Raw genomic sequence first — 23,047 nt, 5'->3', positions numbered from 1 at the left:
CCGCAGCCGCCGAGCACGCATCACCGCAGCGAGAAGTCCGCCAGCCGCAGCGGAGTGTCGAACACCAGGTAGACGTCGTGGGTGCCGGCGGCCCGGGCCACCTCGGCGCTGACGCTGACGTACCGGTAGTCGTCGCCGGTGCTGGGCACGGTGGCCGTACCCAGCAGTCGTCCGGTGGGCGAGCCCAGTCGAACCTGGATCGTGCCGGTACCCGCCGTGGCCTTGGCGACCCTGGCCGTGAAGGTATGGCTGCCCGGACGCACTGCGGACTTCGCGAAGGAGATCCACTGGCCGGAGGCGGTGGCACCCACGGCCGTACCGCGTACCTTCGTCTCGTCGACGAGCCGGACCCCCGCGTACCCGTCGAAGTTCTCGGCCCTGGTCGTCCGGGACAGGTCCCGGGCCGGGATCGCCTCACCGCGCACCGCGACCGCCGTCCGGGCCCGGAGGTCCGCGGCGCTCGCGCCGACCATCAGGTCGTACGTGGACGACTCGACCACCCACCGACTGCGGGTGACGTCCCAGTTCGCGAGGTCGGCGGCCCGTACCCGCAGCGTGACGGTGCGGGTCTGCCCGGGGGCGAGGTCCACCCGCTGGAACGACTTGAGCGCCCGGATCGGGGTCTTCACCCGCGACGTGCGCTGGTGGGCGTAGAGCTGGACGACCTCGGAACCCGCCCGGCTCCCGCTGTTGGTCACCTCGACGCGGGCCGTGATCGTGCCGTCCGCCGCGACCGACCGGGCGTCCGTGCGGAGCTGGCCGTACCGGAACCCGGTGTACGACAGCCCGTGGCCGAACGGGTAGAGCGGCTTCGCGGTGCTGTAGAGGTAGGTCTGACCGGACGAGATGATGTCGTACTCCAGCAGGTCCGGCGGCAGTTGCCGGTCCGATTGGTACCAGGTCTGGGTGAGCTTGCCGGACGGATTGCGGTCACCGAACAGGACGTCGGCAATGGCATGACCCGTCTCCGCGCCCGCATGGGTGGTCCAGACGATCGCCGGCACGTGCTCCTGCTCCCACCCGATCGTGACCGGATAGCTGGTCTGCACCACCAGCACCGTACGTGGGTTGGCCTTCGTCACGGCCTTGACCAGCGCTTCCTGGCCGGCACTCAGCGCCATCGAGGTGCGGTCGTGCGCCTCGCGCCCGTTGATGAACGGGTTGCTGCCGACGACCAGGACCGCGGTGTCGGCAGCCTTGGCCGCCGCGACGGCACGGTCGACACCGCTGCTGATCACCTCGCGGGAGAAGTGGGTCGCGTCCGCCGCGGTGGACGCGCCGAGCTTGAGGGCGCCGTCGTCGCCGACAGTGACGTACGTGTTGACGCCGAACCAGCTCTCGGTCGTCTCGTAGCCGGCGTAACGCAACGCGACAGTCCCGTCGGCCTGCGGCTCCAGCGTGAACTGCTGCTGCACGTACCAGCCGTTCGGCTGCACGTCGCGGGTGACGAACGGCCCCCAGTTGTAGCCGAGGTAGCGACCGTTGGCCGCGTTGCGCAACGTCACCACGCCCTGCCCCCAGTCGACGCTGTCGAACTGGGCCGCGAGCGAGGCGTCGGTGCCGGTGGTGGCGACCGGGTCCGCGTCGGTGGTGCCGGTGGCGGTCACGTACCGGCCGGTGGACGGGTCCTTCAGCGCGATCCGGTCGGCCCCGTCGAGCCCGTCGACGCTGGCCGAGCTGCCCAACCGCTCACGGATGCCGTCGAGTGCGGTCACCTCGTAGGGCATGTCGGCGCCGTACCAGTCGGTGTAGAGGGTGTCGGCAAGCGGGCCGAGCACGGCCACCTTGCGGGTCCGGGACGGGTTCAGCGGAAGGGCCTGCCGGGAGTTCTTCAGCAGCACCATCGCCTCGCCGGCGGCCTGACGTGCCAGCCGCTGGTGTTCCGGGCTGTTGATGACGTCCGGGGTGATCGCCCCGTACCGGCCGCCGCCCGGGTCGAACTCGCCGAGGCGGAAGCGGATGTTCAGGGTCTCGGAGATCCGGGCGTCGATGTCCGCCTCGGTGAGCAGGCCGGCGGCGAGGGCCTGCTTGATGGCGGTGACGGTCGGCTGGGCGTTGGTGTCGTCGGTGATGAAGCTGTTGAGGCCGGCCTTGACGATGGCCGCGTTCCCCTCCGCCTGGGTGGGGTAGTAACCCTGCGAGGCGACGAGGTTGTTCGGCGCCCAGGCGTCGGTGACGTTCATCAACGGCTGGTCGGTCCAGCCTCGTACCACCGTCGCCAGGTCCGGGTCCACGGTGGCGGGACGGCCGTTGACCAGGTTGTACGACGCCATCACGCCGGTCGCCGCGTCGGCCGCGATGGCCGGCTTGAAGGCCGCCCGGTCGTACTCGTTGAGCACCCGTGGGGGGACGTTCGACGAGGTGACGTCGCGCCGGACCTCGTTGTTGTACGCCAGGTAGTGCTTGAGGGTCGGTGCGCTCTTCAGGTGGTCCGGGTCTCCGCCGGTCATCCCCGAGCCGTACGCGGTGGAGATCCTGGCGGTGAGCAGCGGGTCCTCGGAGTAGCCCTCCTCGTTGCGACCCCAGCGCGGGTCGCGCAGCAGGTTGACCACCGGCGCCCAGAGGTTGAGACCCCAGACCCGGGGGTTCTGCGCGTGGTAGCCACGCGCCTCGTCACCCACGGCCGAGCCGACCCGCTGGATCAGGTCGGGGTTCCAGGTGCTCGCCATGCCCACCGGCTGCGGGAAGGACGTGCCGCGGGCCTTGACCACCGCCCCGTTGTTGTCGATGTCGGTCGACCAGGCGACGCCGTGCAGCGCCTCGGTGCCGGTCTTGAACAGGCCGATGCCCAGTCGGGGAACGGCCGGCTGGTACTGGTGCAGCCACGAGATCTTCTCGTCCAGGGTGAGTCGGCCGAGCAGATCGTCGACCCGGGCCTGGACGGGGAGGTGGGGATCCCGGAACGGGTAGGCGGGGTCGGCGTGTGCCGTGCCGGGGACGGTCGGTAGGGCGAGCAGGGCGAGCGCGAGCGCGGTGATTCCGCGCCGAAGGCGCCACTTCCGCATGCGGTTCTCCTCATGTCGTACGACAGGCGCGATTCAGCGCCAAGACCGGCGTGGCCAGGCTCGACACCCGGCTGACGGGCCTGAGACGACGAATCGTCGAAGCGCTTCGACGACCCGGCCGCGTTACCACGGCCATGAATGTGGTGATCGCGCAACTATAGAAGCGCGCCAATGGATGGGCAAGGTCGGGCGGTCGGGCGCCGGAGCCCGCGACGAGCCCGTACGTTCCTCTGGCGGGTAGGGTCGACCCGATACCCGCGCGCCGATCCAGGGGGACGACACCAGGTGAGCGCCCATTCGATGGTGTTGTTCGTGCTCGCCGCCGTGGCGGTCGTGGTCGCCGTCCGGTGGGTGGCGTCCCGCACCGGCCTGCCGGCGGCCGCGCTGCTGCCGCTCATCGGCATCGTGTACGCGCTGCTCCCCGGTCCCAACGTCGGCCTCGACCCCGAGCTGGTGCTCATGGTCGTGCTGCCGCCGCTGCTCTACAGTGCCGCGTTGGACTCCTCGCTGCTGGACATCCGCCGGAACCTGCGCATCGTGGTCAGCCTCTCGGTGGTGCTGGTGCTCCTCACCGGGCTGCTCGTCGGCCTCGGGTTCCACCTGTTCGTCGCGGGTGCGACCTTGGCCGCCGGAATCGCGGTCGGCGCCGCCATCGCCCCGCCCGACCCGGTGGCCGCCCTCGCGGTGGGCCGCCGGGTCAACCTGCCGCCGAAGATGGTCACGATCATCCAGGGCGAGGGACTGCTCAACGACGCCACCGCCCTGACGATGCTCAGCGTGGCGGTGGCCGCCGCCGTCGGTGGGACGTTCTCGTTTCCCGCCGCCGTCGCGCAGTTCGTGGTGGCGGCGGTCGGTGGGGTGGCCGTCGGGGTGGCTGTCGCCTGGGCGAAACGGCTGGCCCGACCTCTCACCGCGGACCCGCTGATGTCCAACGCGATCTCGCTGGCGACACCGTTCGTCGCCTACCTGCTGGGCGAGGCGCTGCACGTCTCCGGGGTGCTCGCCGTGGTGATCGCCGGGCTGATCGTCGGCCACCAGACGCCCCAGGTCGGGTCCGGGGCGGCCCGACTCCAGACCAACGCCGTGTGGCGACTTGTCGACTTCCTCCTCGAAGGCTTCGTCTTCCTGCTGATCGGACAGCAGCTTCCCGAGGTGGTGAAGGGTCTACGCCAGTACGACACCTCGACGATCGTCATCGCCGTCGCGGTGTCCGTGGGCGTGGTGCTGCTCCTACGCCCGGCCTGGCTGGTGATGACCCAGTCGCTCCCCCGGTCCCTGCACACCCGCCTCGGTGGTGTCTCCGAGCAGGACGACACCGATGAGCCGAGCAGCGCCCGACAGGTGGCGCGGGCCGACCGCAACGCCCGCCGGCTCAGCTCCCGCGAGGTGGTGGCGCTGAGCTGGTCCGGCACGCGCGGCGTGATCAGCCTGGCCGCGATCTTCACCCTCCCGCTGACCACCGACGACGGGTCGCCCTTTCCCGACCGGGACCTGCTGCTGTTCTGCACCTTCGTGGTCGTCCTCGTGACGCTCGTCGGGCAGGGTCTGACGTTCGCACCGCTCGTGCGGATGCTCGGCCTGCGTGCCAACGAAACCGACCAGGCTCGGGTACGCAACGAGGCGCGCTCCGCCGCGGTCGAGGCGGCTCTGGCCCGCCTCGACGAGGTCGCCGCCGCCGAGCCGGACAGCGCGGTGGCCGTCAACACCACGCGTACGCAGTTGTTGGCCCGACTGGCGCGCTATCGCGGCCGACTCGACCTGCTCGAGCAGAGCGGGTCCGGCGAGCTGCCCACCTCACCGCAGTACGAGACGGCGCTGCGGGTCCGCCGTACGGCCCTCGACGCGCAGCGCGAGGAGCTGGTGCGCTGGCGTGATTCGGGGCGGCTGCCGGACGAGGAGCTGCGGATCCTGGAGCGGGAACTCGACCACCAGGAACTGCTGCTCCCCAAACGGCAGTAGCCGTCTCCACCTCACCGCAGCGTCAACGTGACCTGCCCGGTCGCGACCCCGGACGGATCCACCACCACCGTGTACGCGCCAGCGGCCGGCAGCGTCGTCGGCCCGATCTCACCAACCCCGTTGACCACGCATCCGCTGCTGATCAGGCTGCCGTCGGGGGCGCGTAACTCCAGCACACCGCACTGGTCGGGCAGTTCGGTGGCGGTCGCGGTCAGACTCACCGACGCGCCGGCGCCAGCGGTGAACCGGTAGCTGGTGACCGCGCCCGGTCGCTCGACGGTGGCGACGACCGGCGGACCGCCGACGGTGATCGTCGCCGCCCGGTCGCGGCTGCTGACCAGCCGCAGTGTGGTCGCGCCGGTGGTGCGTCCGGTCGGATCCACCACCACCGTGTACGTCCCGTCGGCGGGCAGCAGTGTGCCGTCGATCTCGCCGACGCCGTTGATCACGCAGCCGCTGCTCAGCAGCCGGTCCTGGGTGTCGCGCAGTTCCAGCGGGGAGCACTGGTTGGGCAGTGTGCTCGTGGGCACCTCGACGAAGACGCGCTCACCCTGCCGCCCGGTGAACCGGTACCGGGCCCACGCGCCGGGTTGCTCCAGGGTCGCGGTGACCTCCGGGCCGTCCGCCTGCAGCGTGCCGTTAACGTCCCGGGCCACGTACACCCGGACGGCGGCTCGTCCGGTGTCGCCGGGTGCGGCGGTGACCCGCAGGGCGTACGTGCCGGTGGCGGTGAGGTCGACGCGGTCGATGTACCCGACGCCGTCGATGGCGCAGCCCGCTCCGATCAGACCGTCGGTCGGATCGGTGAGCACGTACGGCGAGCAGCGGTTGACCATTCCGGGCGCAATGACGTCGACGAAGACGGCGTCCCCGGCCCGGCCGGGGAACGTCAGTGGTGCCCCGCCGGGGGTCAGGCTGGCGCTCGCCACGGCCACGGCGGTGATCGACGGGGCGGCGGGCGGGGCGACCCGCTCGGTGCTGGCGCCGGCCACCGCGAACTCGGGACGACCGCTGACCGCGACGTCGAAGACGCACTCGGCGAGCTGGGCGGGAGCGGTGACGCCCGCCCAGCCGCAGATCTGCTCGGCCGTGGCGCGGCGGGCCGGGTCGAGGTCGCCGACGGTGATCTCCCGCTCGGGGAAGGCACGGTCGGTGAACGTGCCGGTGTCCTGCCCGTCGTCGTAGTGCAGCAGCGAGCGGTCCGCGGTGATCCGCCAACTGTCCGCGTACGTCGGGTAGAGCTGTGTGAACGGCACGGGCTGGGTGAGGGCCGCCCCGGTGGCGGGCGCGACGTCGTCGGCCGGGTCGCCGTCGAAGTCGCCGAGCAGGCCGCGTACCTTCCCGGCCCGGCCGTCGGCGAGCCGGACCAGCACCCGGTAGCCGTACCTGCCGATCTGGTCCACCGCCGCCGCCGAGCCGTCCGGCCACGTCACGTCGTACCCGTCGGATTCTCCGGTGTCGGACGGGCGGCGGGTGAGGTTGCCGCCGGTCAGGTCGGTCCGTCTGGGCGGCACGGCGACCGGTGCGCCGTCCACGTGCACCCGGGTGACGCCGTCGGTGAGGGTGAGCGCGACGCGGTGGGCGCCGACCCGGAACGCCACGGCCGAGTTGACCGAGGCGGAGCGGGAGCCCGCCATCGGCGCCTGCCGGACCTGGATCTCCAGCGGGTCGCCACCGGTGGCCGCGACCAGGGTGAACTCGCCGACGGCCTGGAAGTCGTACGCGACCCGGTCGAAGGTGACCAGGTGCGGGTCGCCGTTGCTGCCGCCGCAGTCGGCGCCGTCCTCGCACATTTTCGCCGGCCCCTTCGGCGGGGGCGTCTTCTTCGGCGGCTTCTTGCACTCGTCGAGGCTCTTGGGCAGCGTCTTGCCCTTGTACTCCTTGCGCGGCGGCAGGCCCTTCGCCACCCGGTACCGGTTCTCGGCCAACGTCGCCCGCACCTCGGCGGTGGGAATGCCGGTGCTCCCGCACTCGCCGGGTGGGACGGCGTTCCGGGAGATGTCGTCCGCGTGGTTCAACTCGTGGTAGAGCGCGGCGCAGGGGTCCCGGGCCACCCCGTCGTCGTACGGGTCTGTGGAGGTCGGGTTCCAGGTGACTGTGGACGAACCCTTGCCGTCGGGGCTGTCCGGTGTCTCGAACGCGCCGGAGCCGCCCGGGGTGGGGATGATCCGCACCTTCGGGCTCTTCTTGTCCTTCAGCCGGGGCAACAGGCCGGACGGGTCCCCGCCCGCCGTGGCGAACCCGCTCAGACAGCCGTCGACAGCCGCCTGGAAGTCGACACCCTTGATCGGCACGCCGGAGGTCGGGTCGACCGAGTAGTCGGCCCGGGCCGGACGGGCACCGCCGCCGACCAGCGCGCCGACGGCCACCAGCAGGACGGCAACGGTCGCGGCCGTCGGCCGGCGGCGGCGTACCCGCAGCAGGGCCACCAGCGCGGCCAGGAGCAGCACCAGCAGCAGTCCACCAGCGATCAGCCAGACCCAGCGGCGACCGGACCCACCGCCGTCACCGACCGTGAACGTGGTGGTCCCCAGGGCCGTCGCGCCCCGACAGCTGTCGACCGCGCCGGCGACCGGCAGGGTCACGTAGCCGGCCGTGACCTCGTACCGGCCGGGAGCGCCCACCGGCCAGAGCGAGTCGAGTCCACCGCCGTCCCCGGTGGCGGCCACCGAGCGCAGCACGACGTCGCCGGGCGCGTCACCGAGCCGTACTCCGGTCAGCGTCACGGCAGCGGTCGCGCCGGGCTCGACAGTGGTCAGACCAGCGGTGGCCGCTGCGGCGATCCCGTCGTCGTGGAAGCTGCGGGCGAGCGTCGGCGTGAGGTCGCGCCCGTCCCGGCGTACCCCGGCAATCTGGACGGTGCCGACGGCGGTGGTCGGCAGCGCGCACGCCGACCCGGTGAAGTTCGTGACGGTGAGGTCCAGGCGGACCTGGTCACCGGCGCGGTAGTCCGCCTGCCCGGCGCGCAGGACCAGGCCGAGGCCGCCGTCGCCGGGCGCTGCGGCGGCACTCGCCGCCCCGGCCACCAGGGCCGTCAGCAGTACGGCGAGTCCGATCGCCGGTCGCAGCATCCGTCTCATGGTGGGGACTGTAGGGGCGCGGGTACGGGATTCCCGTGCTCTGTCGGGGACCGGTCGCTGCGGGGTAGGGCCTGCCCCACCTGCGACAGTCCCGCTCACCGGCTGTCACCTGGACGGCTCACTTCATAGCCTGCGAATACGGTTCTCTGTTGCTTACGGGGGTAGTCGTGACGTTCTCCAGCAAGGACCCGCCGGTGGTGCTCGAAGGGTCGCCCGGGACGTTCTCCCGGATCGCCAACGTCGACGCCCTGCGCGCCGTGGCGCTGCTCCTCATCCTGCTCGTCAACGTCGCCTTCTTCGCCTCCGGATATCCCTTCCACCTGGTCCCCGATCCCGCCCACGACTCGTGGAGCGACCACGCGGTCGGATGGTTGGTCGAACTGCTCCTCGCGATGAAGGCGTACCTGCTCTTCGCCTTCCTGTTCGGCTACAGCTTCACCCTCCAGCTCGACTCCGCCGCGCGGCGCGGTGTCGCGATCGCACCCCGGTTCCGGCGACGGATGGTCGGGCTCTTCGTGCTCGGCATCCTGCACGCCGTGCTGCTGTTCCAGGGCGACATCCTGACCACGTACGCGCTGCTCGGCCTGGTCCTGCTCGCCATGCGCAGAGTCCGCGTCGGGACCGCGCTGCGCGTCGCCGTCCTGCTGACCGGTGTGATCGGCTTCCTTCTCGCGCTCGCCGCCACGAGCGGGACCCAACTGGTCACCGACCCGGCGGCGGCGCTCGCGGCGGGCCAGCGATCCACCGAGGCACTACAGGGCGGCATCGGCTCGGTGATCGCCGAGCACGTACGCCAACTGCCGGCGATGGTCGGCACGCTCCTCGTCCAGGGACCACTCGCCCTCTCGGCGTTCCTCTTCGGATACGCGGCGGGGCGTCGCCGCCTCCTCACCGACGTCGTCGGGAACCGGCAGCTCCTGCGCCGGGTACAGCGGGTGGGCTACCCGATCGGGCTGGCCGGCGCGGTGGTCTTCGCCTCGGGAGGGGGCAGCGCCAACCTGACCGGACTGACGGTCGGTCTGCTCACCGCGCCGCTGCTCGCGGCCGCGTACGCCGCCAGCCTCCTCGAGTTCTTCGAGACCGACCGGGGGCGACGGGTCGTCGCCGTACTCGCGCCGGCCGGACGGATGTCCCTGTCGAACTACCTGGGACAGTCGCTGCTGTGCGTGCTGGTCTTCACCGGCGTCGGGCTGGGCCTCGCCGGCACCGTCGCACCCGCGGTCGTCCTGCTCATCGCGGTCGCGATCTACGCCGTGCAGGTGGCCGCCAGCGCGGCGTGGATGACCCGGTTCCGCTACGGACCGGCGGAGTGGCTGTTGCGGGCCTGGACCGAGCAGCGGTGGCCACGGCTGCGATCTGCAGACCACACCTGACGGAGGTCACTGCCGGCGGCAGCGGACGGTGCTCGCACCTTCGCAGGACGTCGTCACTCTGCCGTCGATCCGTACGCATCGGGGTGCCTAATCGGCTCATTGACACGGGTTACGACAGGCAGCACCTGCAACTCAACCGCCGCCTGTCGCATCATCTCGACCGCGGACGTCATGTCGTAACGACGGTGGAGGATTTCGAAGATGTCCTCCACCGTCTGGACTGCGCCCAGCCTGCCAGAACGCCCGGCTATGGCAGCCACGGCAGCACAAGCTCTGACCGGATCAAGGGAGACGGTATTGGCTGCGAACTCCTTGGGCGGAAGCACTTGCAACCCGCGGGGCAAATTGCCCGGAGGCAGGTCTCGGACGTTCAGCGTGACGATTGCGCCCGCGTTAGCGACAACCGCAGCAGCAACCAGGTGCTCATCGTCGGGGTCAGGAAGGCCGTACGTGCCTTCCAGTCCCTCCCACCCGCCAACCTCTGCGTCGTCAAAATGCTGGCGAACCTGCTCGATAAGGTGCCGCGCGCGCTTGGCGGCCTGGTCAGCCTCATAGCCGCGCTCGATCAGCTTTGCCCGCTGCTCGTATTCCAGCTCCTCGAGCACGACCGAACTCCAGGCGGGACGATACGGACCCTCGATAGCAAGGGACAGAAGAAAGTCGCGCTGCAGATCGGGCCAGAGAACACAGGTATCGAGGAGGGCTGTGAACACGCGCCTATTCTGTCAGGCCCCTGCGGCGTCGTCCGACTACGCGCCGCGCCTCGCGCAGTCGCTGCGTTACCACGTCGAGGTCTTCCTCGTCATCAATGTCCATTGAGGTTGCTTCGAGCGCCGCATACTGCTCGGCCCTGCGCTGCGCCCGGTAGGCAAGCACGTCGGGCAGAAGAACGCGGCGATGAGTTCCCAATCGCTCAAACGGAATCTTGCCCTCGTCGAGCAACTTCACGACGGTAGGTCGGCTGACTCCAAGCAGGTCGGCGGCTTGCTGGGTCGTCAGCTTCAGCGTCCGCGGCGCCACGGTCACCGCAAAGCCCTGCTGCAACGCCTCAACAACCTGGCGAAGCATCCCGTAGACCTCGGCGGGAAGCTCGACGCGGTCGCCAGGGGTAGCACCAGCCAGGAAGTACCGTGGCGCCACTGGCCCCCGGCCCGCCATCTCATGGGCCTGCATGAAGTCATGGACCTGGGCAACCTGTCCATCGGCCTCTGGCAGGTACGTCTCTTCCTTCAGCGCAGCTGCAGTCACGGCCCCTCCTTCTCGAAAGAATCGTAACCGCCTTCGTTTCGTGCGTCCACGAAATGCTACGACTGGCTCGAGAGGAGGTGGGAGCGACGCGCCCGTGGGCCGACTACGCTGGCGTACACGAAAAAGGCCCCGGACTGGTGTCAATCACCAGATCGGGGCCTTGCTCGTTGGTGCGCCGCCAGGGACTCGAACCCCGAACCCGCGGATTAAGAGTCCGCTGCTCTGCCAGTTGAGCTAGCGGCGCTCGTCGGCAACGGGGAGAAGATTAGCACCCCGCCAACCCGGGCTCCAATCCGGTTACCCGGCTCCCCCCTTCGGTCGAGCTTAACGGGCATACAGCCACAAAGAGGCTGTCTGGCACGAGACGGGGGCGTGGGTCTCGGCACTGATGGGGCACGATGTCCGCCAGGTACGCGAGAACAGAGGTGGGGATGGCACGGTTCACGCGAGCCGGGGCGGTGGTGGGCGCTCTGACCCTGGCGGCGTCGCTGGCACTGACCGGGTGCGGCGACGAGCAGAAGAAGCCGGAATTCGTCGGCGGGACGTCGGCGGATGCGAGTGCCGCACCCGACTCGGCCGCGCCGTCGACGAGCGGCGAGCCGAGCGCGCCCAGCGGACCTTCGCTGACGCTGAACCCGGCCGACGGCACGAAGAACAAACCCGTGAGTACGGAGATCAGCGCCAAGCTCCCGAGCGGCGGAAAGGTGTCCGCGGTCACCCTGAGCGCGGCCAGTGGCGGCACCGTGGAGGGCAAGCTCCGCGCCGACGGCTCGGCCTGGGTGCCGTCCGCTCCCCTGAAGTGGGGGACGAAGTACACGGCCACGGTGACGGCGAGCGGGCCGGACGGCACGAGCAGTCAGGGCACCAGCACCTTCACCACGATGGCCAAGCCGAAGTCGATGATCGGGTCTGGCCTGTACCTCTTCGACGACAAGAGCTACGGCGTCGCCATGCCGGTGGTCACCGAGTTCCACCCGGGCATTCCCAAGAAGGACCGGGCGGCGGTGCAGAAGCGGATGTTCGTCAAGACCGACCCGCCGCAGCCGGGCGCCTGGCACTGGGTCGACAACGGCACGCAGGCGTACTACCGGGCACCGGAGTACTGGAAGCCGGGCACCACCCTCACCGTACGGATCGCGCTGGCCGGGGTGCCGTTGAGCAACGGAAAGTACGGCGACATGGACCGCAAGGCCTCCGCCAAGATCGGCCGGTCGTTGGTGATGAAGGTCGACAACGCCACCAAGAAGATGTCGGTCTACGAGAACGGCGCGCTGACGCGCACGATCCCGGTGAGCCTGGGCAAGAGGAGCACCCCGTCGTCGAGCGGCACGCTGGTCGTGATGGAGAAGAAGGAGGCCACGGTCTTCGACACCCGCGACGATCCGGACCCGGCCAACCGCTACGTCACCGACATCCAGTTCGCCCAGCGGCTCACCTGGGGCGGCGAGTACATCCACGCCGCGCCCTGGTCGGAGCACGTACAGGGACGGCAGAATGTCTCGCACGGCTGCGTGAACGTGTCGATGACGAACGCCAAGTGGCTGTTCGAGAAGACCCGGATCGGCGACCCGATCACGATCAAGGGCACCGAGCGCAGGATCGCCGCCGGTAACGGCTGGACGGCGTGGAGCCTGAGCTGGTCGGAGTTCATCAAGGGCAGCGCGCTGCCGGTACCCAAGGGTGGCTCCGGCCCGGCGCTCTGAGCGACAGGCGTCATCGCGCCGGCCCTGCCGATGGCACGGGCCGGCGCGTACCCTTGCTCTGCCCGCGACGTAACGACGGCGATGGGCGACCCCTCAGCTCCGGCAGGAAGACGAGCCCGGATCACGAAACGCCGGATAGTAGCAAAAATCCGGCATCGTGATCGGCGTGTTTCTGTTCACCCTCGGCAACCAGGACCGGTTCTGACACGTCTTTAGGAGACGATGGGTCAGCGACCACGACTGTGAGGACATCATGCGAGCTAGCCAGCACCAGCTGATCCGGCCCCGTGGGCGACGCCGCGTGCTCGCGGCCGGGCTCCTCGCCGTGGCGTTGGCCTTCACCTCGGCCTGCACCGACAGCGACGGCGGCAAGCCGTCCTCGTGGCAGGGCGGCGCCGAGAGCCCAGCGCCCAAGGCATCGGCGACCATCGCCGAACCGGCGACGGACGCCAAGGACGTGCCCGCGTCCACCGGCATCACCTTCAGCACGAAGGACGCCCAGGAGACCGCCTTCGAGCTCAAGGACGCGGCCGGCAAGGCGGTCGAGGGCAAGCTCGCGGCGGACGGCAAGACGTGGCAGCCGAGCGGGGCCCTGGAGTACGGCACCAGCTACACCGCCACGGTCACGGCCACCGGCGACGACGGTCGGCCGGCCACCGCGACCAGCACCTTCACCACGATGGCCAAGCCCGACAAGCAGATCCGGGTGAGCAGTTTCCTCGGCGACAACCAGCAGGTCGGTGTCGGGATGCCGCTGATCGTCAAGTTCGACCGAGCGATCCCGGAGGACTACCGCGACGACGTGCAGCGCCGGATGACGGTGACCTCGACGCCGGCCCAGGAGGGCATCTGGCACTGGGTGAGCCCCACGGAGATCCGGTACCGGCCGAAGCAGTTCTGGAAGGCCAACAGCAAGGTCTCCTACCGGGTGCAGGCCGGCGGCCTGCCAATGGGCGACGGCTACTACGGCCGCGCGGACCTCTCGGTGGACATCAAGATCGGACCGTCGCTGATCATGACGGTGGACAACAAGACCAAGCGGATGACGGTGACCCGCAACGGCAAGGTCATCAAGACCATTCCGGTCAGCCTGGGCAAGAAGAGCACCCCCTCGTCCAGCGGGACGATGGTCGTCATCGAGAAGCTGCGCAAGACCGTCTTCGACACGTTCGAGGAGCTGGGGCCGGAGGACGGCTACCGCACCAAGATTGACTTCGCGCAGCGCCTCACCTGGGGCGGCGAGTTCATCCACGCGGCTCCCTGGTCGGAGGGCCAGCAGGGCAGCGTCAACGTCTCGCACGGCTGCGTGAACGTGTCGATGGCCAACGGCGACTGGCTGTTCAAGAACACCCAGGTCGGCGACCCCATCACGGTCAAGGGCACCGAGACCAAGCTCAAGAACGGCAACGGCTGGACCGACTGGAACATGAGCTGGGACGAGTACGTCAAGGGCAGCGCCCTCCCGTACGACCCGGACGCTCCGGCGACTCCGAACGACGCCGCCACCCCGACGCCCACCCCGACCGCCTGATCCACACGCACCATCGACCCGGGTTCCAGAAATCCGGGGTGTCCCGTCAGCGGGGACACCCCGGATTTCGGTAAACGGAGTGGATCATTCGCCGAAGGGGTCGGCACAACGACTCAGGCCCCCTCCGGAGAGGGGGCCTGAGATGTGGGGTGACTGATGGGAATTGAACCCACGACAACCGGGACCACAACCCGGTGCTCTGCCAACTGAGCTACAGCCACCACGCCTCCGACGCCCGGTTGATCGCCCCGGGCGGCGTGCGGACCAATAATAGCCCCACCCCCGCGCACGACGTCCAGCGGGTTCCCCGCCGGCCGGCCGAACAGCGCCGGCTCAGAGCTCGGCGGCGATGCCCTTGGCGGTCTCGACGTCCGGGCCGGGCAGCGGTACGAAGATGGTGCGCCGGTAGTACTCCAGCTCGCGGATGCTCTCGCGGATGTCGGCGAGCGCCCGGTGCGCCAGGCCCTTCTGCGGTTGACCGAAGTACACGCGGGGGTACCAGCGGCGGCAGAGTTCCTTGATCGACGACACGTCGATCATGCGGTAGTGCAGGTGCACGTCGAGGCGGGGCATGTCCCGGGCGATGAAGCCGCGGTCGGTGGCGATCGAGTTGCCACACAGCGGCGCGGTACGCGGGTCCTTGACGAAGGTGCTGACGTACTCCAGCACCAGGTCCTCGGCCTCGGTCAGGGTGACCACCGAACGGCGGACCTCCTCGGTGAGGCCGGACTTGGCGTGCATCGTCTGGACGATCTCCGGCATCGCCTCCAACGCCGCCTCGTCGGCGTGGATCACCACGTCGACGCCATCACCCAGCACGTTGAGGTCGGGGTCGGTGACCAGTGCCGCAACCTCGATCAGCTTGTCGCTGCCGAGGTCCAACCCGGTCATCTCACAGTCGATCCAGACGAGGAGGTCAGCCACCGGGACAGCCTACGCGCAGCCCACGCCCCGCGGCTGCGCGCTCCGGGCCACCCGGCCCGCTAGGGTTTCGGGGTGCCAGCAGAACCCGTAGCACCGCCCGCCGTCACGGACGACGATCCCGGCGGCCGCACGGTCCGTCGCCTGGTCGCGGTGGTGGCCCTGATCGCCGTGCTGCCAGCGCTCTACCTGCCTGGCCTGAACCACAAGTTCCTCGACCTCAAGATCTACATGTCCGCGGTGGACTGGTGGCGCGTCGGCCACCCGCTCTACGACTACGCCCAACCGGACCGGGTGCAGGGTGAGCTCTACTTCACCTACCCGCCGTTCAGCGCGCTGCTGCTGTGGCCGTTCGGGCTGCTCCGGCTCGGCGCCACCGTGGCGATCTTCACGGTGCTCACGGTGGCGGCCGTGGTGCTGACCACCCGGTGGCTGGTGACGCCGGTGATCGCCCGGCACGGCCTGCCGCGCACGTTCACCCTGACCGCCGCCGTGCTGCTGGTGCTGGCGGTGGAGAGCACGCGCGAGACCATCACCTTCGGGCAGATCAACATGCTGCTGGTCGTGCTGATCCTGGCCGACCTGCTGTTCGCCGTGCCGCAGGCGCGACGCTGGGCCGGGGTCGGCGTGGGGCTGGCGACGGCGCTCAAGCTCTTCCCGGGCATCTTCATCGTGTACCTGCTGGCCACCCGCCGGTGGCGGGCCGCCGTGGTGGCGAGCGCGACGGCGGCGGTGGCGACCCTGCTGGCGGCGGCGGTCGCGCCCGGGGACTCGTGGCGGTTCTGGACCCAGGAGCTGTGGGACACCGAGCGCGTGGGGCGCACCGACTACGTCGGCAACCAGTCACTGTTCGGGCTGCTGAGCCGGTTCACCGCGCCCGAGAAGCCGGACCGGCTGCTGTGGTTGGTGGTCGTGGCGGTGGTGGCCGCCTACGGCCTGTGGCGGGCCGTCCGCGCCGCGCGTGCCGGTGACGGGCTGACCGGCCTGACCCTGACCGGCCTGGTCGGCGGACTGGTCAGTCCGATCACGTGGACACACCACATCTACTGGTTCGTGCCGGCCGTGGTGCTGCTCGCCGACGCGGCGCTGAGCGCGAAGCGTCCGGACGAGGCACGTCGACGGTGGTGGTCGGCCGGCCTCGCGGTGGGTGCCACCGCTGTGATCGTCTACGGCGTGGTGACGTTCCAGAGGTGGGGTACGGACCCGGTCCGCACCCAGAATCCGGGCGACTTCGTCGTGCAGAACGCATACGTCCTGCTCAGCCTGCTGCTGTTGGTGGCGCTGCCGGTCCGCGTGGCCCGCCCGGCCCGGATCGAGGAAAAGTCGCACCAAATGGATACAACTCCCCAGTAACGACCATCGGCTATAACCTGGACCCAGGTACCTCAGGCGTCGCTCGGTCAGCACCGCTCCCCCGGTGAGAGTGGCCCTCCGCGTCGGCAGCGCGGGGGGCCACTCGCCGCGTCAGTCCTCCGGCACCGGCCGCGCCGTGGGCTCTGCGTCGTTCGGCGGCCACGCCAGGCTCAACGCCACCTCCGGCGGCCGCGGCAGTTGGCCCGCCTCCGGCGGCCGGGGCAGCCCGTCGGGAGCGTCCAGGTCGGCGAGGGTGAGAGGCCGGGCCGGTTCCGCGCCGATCGCCGATCGGGACCACTCGGCCGCGCCGGAGCCGACCGGGGCGAGCTGCCGTACGGCCGGCATCGACCTGGCGCGATGAGGGTCCCGGACGCCCAGGCCGCTGAGCGACGTGACCCCGAGCCGGCCGGCGAGCACCGGCACCTGGTCCGGTTCGACCACGAAGACCACCTCGCGCGGACGGGGTGGGCGCAGCAGGAGCAGCACCGCGCACGCCACCAGCAGCACTCCTGCCGCGAGCAGACCCCAGGCGACCGGGACGACCCAACCCGCGCGCAGCTCGGCGCGCAGGTCCAGGCTCAGGTCGGCACGACCGTCGGGGCGCATCACCACCAGGCTCATCGGCTCGCCGGTGAGGTCGTCGGCGCTCCACTCGAGAGTGCCGACGCCCTCGCGTACCCAGAAGGGGAGACCCAGCGGCGGGCGGACCGCGTCGGCGGTCGGGGCCGCGACCGGGACCGCCGGGTCCGTGCGGACCGGCAGCGGACCCCGGGCCAGTGCCACCCGGCGGACCGAGGCGTACGGCACGGGCTCCAGCCAGCGGCGCACCTCGGCGGTCGGTGCCAGCCCCACGAAGGCCGGACCGTCGGACGTCCGGGCGTCGAGCCGCAGACGGGTCTGCGCGCCGCGCGCGAAGGGCGCCTCCCGTCGCAGCAGCCGGTCGAGATCGGTGACCACGACCGCGTGGCCCGATGTGCGGACGGTCTCGAACCGGGCGGCGAAGGCCCCACCGGGGTCGGCGTGCCGGGCGACCAGCCACAGCCCGCCGCCGGCGAACAGCGCCGGAATTCCGATGACCAACAACAGCATTCCGGCGATCGCCCGCACGAAGCGCATTCGCACCGTCCCCCTCCGTAGCCAGATACCCGGCCGACCTTACCGACGTACGCCGGCTGATCAGGGGATATCCACGGCACGACCGGTGCCGGTCCCGGAAAGCACGCTGGCCCGCCGGATTGTCCGGCGGGCCAGCGGGTGCGCGATGAGATCAGGACTTGGCGACCGGCTCCCGGCGGGTGCGGGCGAACGCCAACCCGCCCAGGACCAGACCGGCCAGGCCGGTGACGAGCCCAGCGACGCCGAGGCCGATCGCGGCGCCGTCGCCCTCCTCGTCGTCATCGTCCTTGTCGGCGACGGCCGCAGCGGCCGGGGCGGACGACGACGCCGGCGCGGCGGCGGTGAGCGTGAGCACCGGAGCGGGCTTCTCCGGCTCCTCGCCGCCCGGCTGCGGCTCGTCGATCCAGCGCGAGACGTTGCCGTCGGAGTACGTCTGGAGGGTCTTGAACACCATCGACTCGACCTTCGGCAGCGGCCCCATCGAGACGCCGAACTCCTGGAACTGCCCCGGCTTGACCGCCGCGTCACCGGTGGCCGTCCAGGTGATCTTCGAGACCGCCTCGGTGAGCTGGCTGCCGTGCACATCGATCGGCGGGTTCACCTTGCGCTTCTCGGTGGCCACCGTCCAGCCGGGCACCGGGATTGTCGACACCGAGCCGACCGGGGCGTTCTCCGGCAGCACCACCTCCAGCTTGGTGGTCGAGGCGGTGTCGCTCTCGTTGGGCACCCGGAACGCCACCCGGGCGTAGCCGCCCTGGGTCGCCTCCTTCGGGTTCACCGTGACGTGGGCGGAGGCCGGCCCGGCGAAGCCGAGCACGGCGGTGGCGACGGCGGTGAGCGCCAGGGCGGCAGCGGCGGATGCGGTGCGCCGGAGTCGGGTCATGGGTGTCGTGGGCCTCTCTAACGGATGGGCACGGTGGCGGTCACCGTGGCCTGGTCGATGTCGGTGATACGAGCGGTGATCTTCAACTGCCACTCGCCGGCGGCCGGCAGACTGATGTCGCCGTAGGCGTGGTTGTCGGTCAACGGCAGCAGCGGCACGTCGATCGGCTCGATCCCGGCCGACGGCAGCGCGGCGGTCGCCCGCCACTCCACCACCGGCAGCGGCTGGTTGTCCTTGCCGTAGGCGTACAGGTGCACCGAGTTGTTGCCCCGCTCGGCCGGGCTCAGCTCGACCTGCATGGACAAGAGCGGGCTGGACAGGGTGGTGGTGAAGAGCCCGGCCTGGATGCCGGACGACTCGGCCGCCGCCGTACGCGCGGGCGTGGTCTGCACCAGGGTCGCGGAGACGGCCAGCACCACGGCGGTGACGGCCAGTTCCACCAGGACCGCCCGGCGCACCGGCACCGGCCGCTGCGCGGCCACGCGCCGACGGACCAACTGCCGGGAGTACGCGGCCACGGCGATCACGATCGCGAACAGTCCGATCTTCGCGAGCAGCAGTCGCCCGTACGTGGTGCTGAACAGGGCGTCCGGGGTGGCCACCTCGATCAACGCCTGCACGGTGCCGGCCAGCAGCAGGGCCGAGACGGCGAGAGCCGCCCAGCGCGACCAGATCGGCAGGATCGCGCTCAGCTCCCGCTCGTCGGCCTGGCGCAGCAGGAAGACCGCGAGCATGAGCAGGCCACCCAGCCAGACCGCCATGCTGCCCAGGTGGACCGCGTCGACCACCACGGACACCGCCGGCGCCGGGGAGGCCGCCGGGTGCCCGGCCAGCGGCCAGGTCAGCAGGGCCGCCACACCGAGCACCGCCAGGATGATCGCGTCGGTGCGGCCGGCCGGGCGGGCCAGCAGCGGCCGCAGCAGGAACGCCGCAGCGGCCAGCAGGCCGAGCCGGACCAGGTGAGCCGCGCCGAAGGTGCTGCCCACGACGCTGCCGAACCCCGCACCGGTCACCTCGAAGAGGCCACCACCGGCGGTGTAGGGCACCTGCAACCACAGGTCGGCGAGGGTGGCCAGTGCCACCAGGCCGAGACCGGCCCAGGCCAGCCGGGCCGGCCCGCGCCGGGAGAGCCGCTGCGGCCACAGCGCGGCGAGCACCAGGGCGGGCCCGACCAGCAGCACCAGACCGGCGTACCCGAGGAACCGGGCCACCTTCACGGCCGTACCCACCACCGGGTTGGCCCGACTGTCGTTGCCGGAGTCAACCGGCGGTGTCGAGGGCGCGCCCACCGAATAGGTGAACGCGCCGGAGACCGGGTGACTGTCGGCGGAGATCACTCGGAAGCTCACCAGGTAGGTGCCGCGGCCGGCGGCCGGGTCGACCGGAATGGTCACCACGGCACCGTCGAACGACGGCTCACCCCGGTCGGCGCGGGAACCGTCGGGGGCGATCACCCGGACCTTGTCGGGGACCTTGCGCACCGACTCGGAGAAGGTGAGGACCACCTCGGACGGACCGGCCGGCACCACCGAGGATGCGGCCGGGCTGCTGCTCGACAGCACCGCGTGGGCGCTGGCCGGGGTGGCTGGCGCGATCAACAGGGCGACGACGGTGACCAGGAGGCCGGCGGCGGCAGCCAACCGGGCGGCCCAGCGGCGGGGGGCGACAGTCATGCCTGCCATGGTCGCCGACCCCACTGGATGTCGGCGAACCGAGTCGGGCGAACGGCTCAATTCCGCTCAGCCGCCATCGCCGCGCGGAAGGGGTCGCGTGTCATGAGCAGGTAGTCGCTTGCCGACGGGGAAAAGTTCCCGACGTGTCGCAGACCATCCAAGGGCCAAAGGACCCTGACGGCACACGCCGCGACGCGTAACCTGGTTTGTCGTGATCCCCGTCCCGCGTGACACCGGCCCCACCGGCCCGGCCGATCCGACCGGTGACGTCGCCCGGGACCCGGCGACCGAGTCGGCCCTGACCGCGCGCGACGGTGACGCCGCCGCCCAGGCCATGTTCGTCCGGCTGACCCAGGCCGAGGTCTGGCGCTTCGCCGCCGCCCTGGTGGGCCCGGACAGCGCCGACGACCTCGCCCAGGAGACGTACCTGCGGGCGTTCAAGGCCCTCCCCGCGTTCGAGGGCCGGTCCAGCGCCCGGACGTGGCTGCTCGGGATCGCCCGGCGGGCCTGCGCCGACCACCTCCGGACGGTGATCCGACGTCGTCGCCTCGACGAGCGGCTGGCCGCGAACGCGTACACCGACCGTCCGCACCCCGACCACGCCGGGCAGCTCGGCGCCACCGACCTCGTGCAGCGGCTGAGCCCCGAGCGGCGTGCGGCGTTCGTGCTCACCCAACTGCTCGGCCTCTCGTACGCCGAGGCCGCCGCCGTCGAGGGGGTGCCCGTGGGCACCATCCGGTCCCGGGTCGCCCGGGCCCGAGACGAGCTGGTCGAGGCGGTCGGCGACGCCCGCGCCGGCTGAGCCCGGAACTTCCGGCGGAGACGGAACGACAAATGAGCGTGACTGCACCCCCCACGCGGGTCGCCCGCTGGGCGGCCGTCCGGCCCTGGCTCGGCACGGCGGCCCGCCTCGGTCTCGCCGCCGTCTGGCTCGTCGCCGGCGCGTCGAAGGTCGGTGACCTGGCCGCCTCGGGTCGGGCCGTGAACGCGTACCAGGTGCTGCCGTACGACGCCGCCACCGTGCTCGGCGCCGCGCTGCCCTTCGTCGAACTGGCCCTGGGTGTGCTGCTGCTGCTCGGGCTGGCCACCCGGCTCACCGCGGCCATCTCCGCCGCGCTGCTGCTGGTCTTCATCGCGGGAATCTCCTCGGCCTGGGCGCGTGGCCTGGCCATCGACTGCGGCTGCTTCGGCAGCGGCGGCCAGCTCGCCGAGGGGCAGGCCCCGAGTTACCTCCCGGAGATCCTGCGGGACCTGGGATTCTTGGTACTGGCCGGATTTCTGGTGATCTGGCCCCGTACGCCCGTATCGGTGGACGGATGGCTGTCCGCCGAACCCGCCGTGGAGGACGAGGATGAGTAGTCGCAGGAGCCAGCGGGACGCAGCGAGGGTCGTCCGCGAGCAACTGGCCCGCGAACGACGCCGTCGTCGCACCGTCTGGGTGTCCGCCGCCGCCGTCGCCGTCCTGGTCATCGCCGGCCTCATCGGCTGGGGCGTCTGGTCCAGCCAGCGCTCGGACAGCTTCACCACCCCGCCCGGCGCCAACGCGCCCGGCACCGGCATCGTGACCGGCGGCGGACCGGTCACCGTCGACGTCTACGAGGACTTCCTCTGCCCGGTCTGCAACCAGTTCGAGCAGAGCAGCGGCGCGACGCTGGAGCAGTTGGCATCCGAGAACAAGGCGAAGGTGGTTTACCACCCGGTCGCGTACCTCAACCGCTTCTCCACCACCGAGTACTCCACCCGCTCGTCGGCCGCGTCCGGCTGCGCGGCGGTCGGCGGCAAGTTCCGTGAGTACGCCAAGGCGCTCTTCGCCAAGCAGCCACCCGAGGGCAGCGCCGGGCTCAGCGACGACGAACTCGTCGACATCGGCGTCGGAGTGGGGCTGGACCGGGGCTCGTTCGGCGGCTGCGTGAAGGAGGGCACCTACAAGACGTGGACCGAGCACGTCACCGAGGAGGCCAGCCACAGCGACGTCACCGGTACGCCCACCATCCTGGTCAACGGGCAGCCGCTGGCCGACCGCACCCCGCAGGGCCTCACGGCGGCCGTGGCGGCGGCCGGCAAGTGATCCGTACCGCCCTGGCGCGCGCCGGACTGATCGCCGCCGCCACCTGCGCGGCGACCCTGCTCACCGCGGCGCCCGCCGCCGCACACGGCGCGGACGCCCCGAACGGCACCGACTACCGCACCCGCGTCGCCGGCGTGACGCCGGCCCGGCCCGACCTGACGGTACGGGTGATCGAGGCGGGCGCCCGCCTCGAACTGACCAACCACACCGGCCGGCCGGTCGAGGTGATCGGCTACTCCGGAGAGCCGTACCTGCGGGTCGGTCCCGACGGCGTCTTCGAGAACAGCCACTCGCCCGCCACGTACCTGAACCGCACCCTCGTCGGCGACACCGCCCTCCCGGCCGACGCCGACCCGGCCGCCCCACCGTCCTGGCGGCGCATCGCCGACGGGACCACGGCACGCTGGCACGACCAACGGGCGCTGTGGCAGGAGTCGACGCCACCGGCGGAGGTACGCGCCGCGCCGGAACGCGAGCACCGGGTCCGGGACTGGACGGTACCGCTGCGCGACGGCACCGACCCACTGGCGATCGGCGGCACCCTGGACTGGGTGCCGCCGCCCGACGCGTACACCTGGTGGGCCGTGAGCATCGTCGGACTGCTCGCGGTGGGCGCGCTCGGCCTGTTCGCCGCCGCCTCCACGGCCGGCGCCCGGGCGCTCACCGCGGTGGGCGTGCTGCTGCTCGTCGGCGGCGCGGTCGCCGTGCTCCACCCGGTGGGACGGGAGTTGGACGCCGGCGCCCAGGGCGTCGGCGGGGTGGCTGTCGGCCTGCTGGGCGGCCAGGTCTGGGCGCTGCTCACCGGCCTCGGGGCGCTCGCCGCCGGCTGGTACACGCTGGCCCGCCGTCCGGCCGCGGACTTCGTGATCGCGCTGGCCGGAGCCTGCCTGGCCCTCTTCGCGGGCGTGGCGAACGCCGCCGTGTTCACCCGGTCCGTCGCCCCGGTGCCGTGGTCGCCCGGGATCGCCCGGGTCATGGTGGCGGTGGTCCTGATCACCGGCGTCGGCGCGACAGCCGCAGGCGTCCTACGGCTGCACGCCGCCGCCCGGGCCGCAACCCGAACCCCCGCCCCCACGCCCTGACCCCGTGACCCACCCCGCCCCCGCCCCTCTCCCCGCGATCTTGCGTTTTGTG

At 71.3% G+C, this 23,047-nt stretch carries 16 protein-coding genes, 2 tRNA genes and 1 pseudogene; 9 read left to right on the top strand and 10 right to left on the bottom strand.

Translation table 11 applies throughout. The features are described from left to right. Nucleotides 1-20: 20 nt before the first annotated feature. Complete coding sequence (locus ABZU91_RS00915) at nt 21-3,005, bottom strand: glycoside hydrolase family 3 C-terminal domain-containing protein (RefSeq protein WP_355232880.1); 2,985 nt, start codon at nt 3,003-3,005, stop codon at nt 21-23. Nucleotides 3,006-3,305: 300 nt separating this feature from the next. Between ABZU91_RS00915 and ABZU91_RS00910 the strand changes: the two genes are divergently transcribed. Continuing rightward, nucleotides 3,306-4,964, top strand: coding sequence for a Na+/H+ antiporter (locus ABZU91_RS00910; protein WP_355233080.1), 1,659 nt, complete (start codon nt 3,306-3,308; stop codon nt 4,962-4,964). 11 nt (nt 4,965-4,975) lie between these two features. On the opposite strand, the gene ABZU91_RS00905 is transcribed toward ABZU91_RS00910, so the two are convergent. After that, complete coding sequence (locus tag ABZU91_RS00905) at nt 4,976-8,044, bottom strand: VWD domain-containing protein (protein ID WP_355232879.1); 3,069 nt, start codon at nt 8,042-8,044, stop codon at nt 4,976-4,978. A gap of 167 nt (nt 8,045-8,211) precedes the next feature. On the opposite strand from ABZU91_RS00905, the gene ABZU91_RS00900 reads away from it, so the two are divergent. Then, nucleotides 8,212-9,417 carry a DUF418 domain-containing protein gene (locus tag ABZU91_RS00900; protein WP_355232878.1) on the top strand — a complete coding sequence of 402 codons (1,206 nt, stop codon included), beginning with the start codon at nt 8,212-8,214 and terminating at the stop codon, nt 9,415-9,417. 53 nt (nt 9,418-9,470) lie between these two features. Here ABZU91_RS00900 and ABZU91_RS00895 read toward each other — a convergent pair whose 3' ends face one another. From ABZU91_RS00895 to ABZU91_RS00885, 3 genes are all read right to left on the bottom strand, one after another. Beyond that, nucleotides 9,471-10,130: a PIN domain-containing protein gene (locus tag ABZU91_RS00895; RefSeq protein ID WP_355232877.1), complete on the bottom strand. Its 660-nt coding sequence runs from the start codon at nt 10,128-10,130 to the stop codon at nt 9,471-9,473. 4 nt (nt 10,131-10,134) lie between these two features. Next, complete coding sequence (locus tag ABZU91_RS00890; protein ID WP_355232876.1) at nt 10,135-10,665, bottom strand: helix-turn-helix domain-containing protein; 531 nt, start codon at nt 10,663-10,665, stop codon at nt 10,135-10,137. Nucleotides 10,666-10,833: 168 nt separating this feature from the next. After that, nucleotides 10,834-10,909: transfer RNA gene (locus ABZU91_RS00885), tRNA-Lys, on the bottom strand. A gap of 187 nt (nt 10,910-11,096) precedes the next feature. Between ABZU91_RS00885 and ABZU91_RS00880 the strand changes: the two genes are divergently transcribed. Continuing rightward, nucleotides 11,097-12,368: an Ig-like domain-containing protein gene (locus ABZU91_RS00880; protein ID WP_355232875.1), complete on the top strand. Its 1,272-nt coding sequence runs from the start codon at nt 11,097-11,099 to the stop codon at nt 12,366-12,368. 253 nt (nt 12,369-12,621) lie between these two features. Then, nucleotides 12,622-13,899 carry an Ig-like domain-containing protein gene (locus ABZU91_RS00875; RefSeq protein WP_355232874.1) on the top strand — a complete coding sequence of 426 codons (1,278 nt, stop codon included), beginning with the start codon at nt 12,622-12,624 and terminating at the stop codon, nt 13,897-13,899. 145 nt (nt 13,900-14,044) lie between these two features. Here ABZU91_RS00875 and ABZU91_RS00870 read toward each other — a convergent pair. Beyond that, nucleotides 14,045-14,120: transfer RNA gene (locus ABZU91_RS00870), tRNA-His, on the bottom strand. A gap of 112 nt (nt 14,121-14,232) precedes the next feature. Next, nucleotides 14,233-14,823: an oligoribonuclease gene (gene orn, locus ABZU91_RS00865; protein WP_355232873.1), complete on the bottom strand. Its 591-nt coding sequence runs from the start codon at nt 14,821-14,823 to the stop codon at nt 14,233-14,235. Between the two features lie 72 nt (nt 14,824-14,895). Here orn and ABZU91_RS00860 point away from each other — a divergent pair, with 72 nt between their 5' ends. Next, nucleotides 14,896-16,173, top strand: coding sequence for a glycosyltransferase family 87 protein (locus ABZU91_RS00860; protein ID WP_355232872.1), 1,278 nt, complete (start codon nt 14,896-14,898; stop codon nt 16,171-16,173). 312 nt (nt 16,174-16,485) lie between these two features. Here ABZU91_RS00860 and ABZU91_RS00855 read toward each other — a convergent pair. The 3 genes and pseudogenes from ABZU91_RS00855 to ABZU91_RS00845 form a co-directional block, all read right to left on the bottom strand. Continuing rightward, a pseudogene (locus ABZU91_RS00855) lies at nt 16,486-16,761 on the bottom strand (hypothetical protein); the annotation flags it as partial. 679 nt (nt 16,762-17,440) lie between these two features. Continuing rightward, complete coding sequence (locus ABZU91_RS00850; protein WP_355232871.1) at nt 17,441-18,172, bottom strand: YcnI family protein; 732 nt, start codon at nt 18,170-18,172, stop codon at nt 17,441-17,443. 17 nt (nt 18,173-18,189) lie between these two features. Further along, a complete protein-coding gene (locus ABZU91_RS00845) occupies nt 18,190-19,854 on the bottom strand; it encodes a copper resistance protein CopC (protein WP_355232870.1) in 1,665 nt (554 codons plus the stop codon). A 202-nt stretch (nt 19,855-20,056) separates the two neighbouring features. On the opposite strand from ABZU91_RS00845, the gene ABZU91_RS00840 reads away from it, so the two are divergent. From ABZU91_RS00840 to ABZU91_RS00825, 4 genes are read left to right on the top strand one after another with little or no spacing between them, the layout of a single operon-like run. Beyond that, complete coding sequence (locus ABZU91_RS00840; RefSeq protein ID WP_355232869.1) at nt 20,057-20,647, top strand: sigma-70 family RNA polymerase sigma factor; 591 nt, start codon at nt 20,057-20,059, stop codon at nt 20,645-20,647. Nucleotides 20,648-20,679: 32 nt separating this feature from the next. Beyond that, nucleotides 20,680-21,204 carry a MauE/DoxX family redox-associated membrane protein gene (locus ABZU91_RS00835; protein ID WP_355232868.1) on the top strand — a complete coding sequence of 175 codons (525 nt, stop codon included), beginning with the start codon at nt 20,680-20,682 and terminating at the stop codon, nt 21,202-21,204. After that, nucleotides 21,197-21,913 (top strand): thioredoxin domain-containing protein, encoded by a 717-nt coding sequence (locus tag ABZU91_RS00830; RefSeq protein ID WP_355232867.1) that lies wholly within the window; start codon nt 21,197-21,199, stop codon nt 21,911-21,913. Before ABZU91_RS00835 ends, ABZU91_RS00830 begins: the two co-directional genes overlap by 8 nt. Continuing rightward, nucleotides 21,910-22,995 (top strand): hypothetical protein, encoded by a 1,086-nt coding sequence (locus ABZU91_RS00825; protein ID WP_355232866.1) that lies wholly within the window; start codon nt 21,910-21,912, stop codon nt 22,993-22,995. The genes ABZU91_RS00830 and ABZU91_RS00825 overlap by 4 nt, the downstream gene beginning before the upstream one ends. The last annotated feature ends 52 nt before the right edge of the window (nt 22,996-23,047 follow it).

It is taken from the genome of Micromonospora sp. NPDC005174 (assembly GCF_040608495.1).
Taxonomy (GTDB): domain Bacteria; phylum Actinomycetota; class Actinomycetes; order Mycobacteriales; family Micromonosporaceae; genus Micromonospora.
This window is presented reverse-complemented; position numbering and strand designations above follow the sequence as displayed.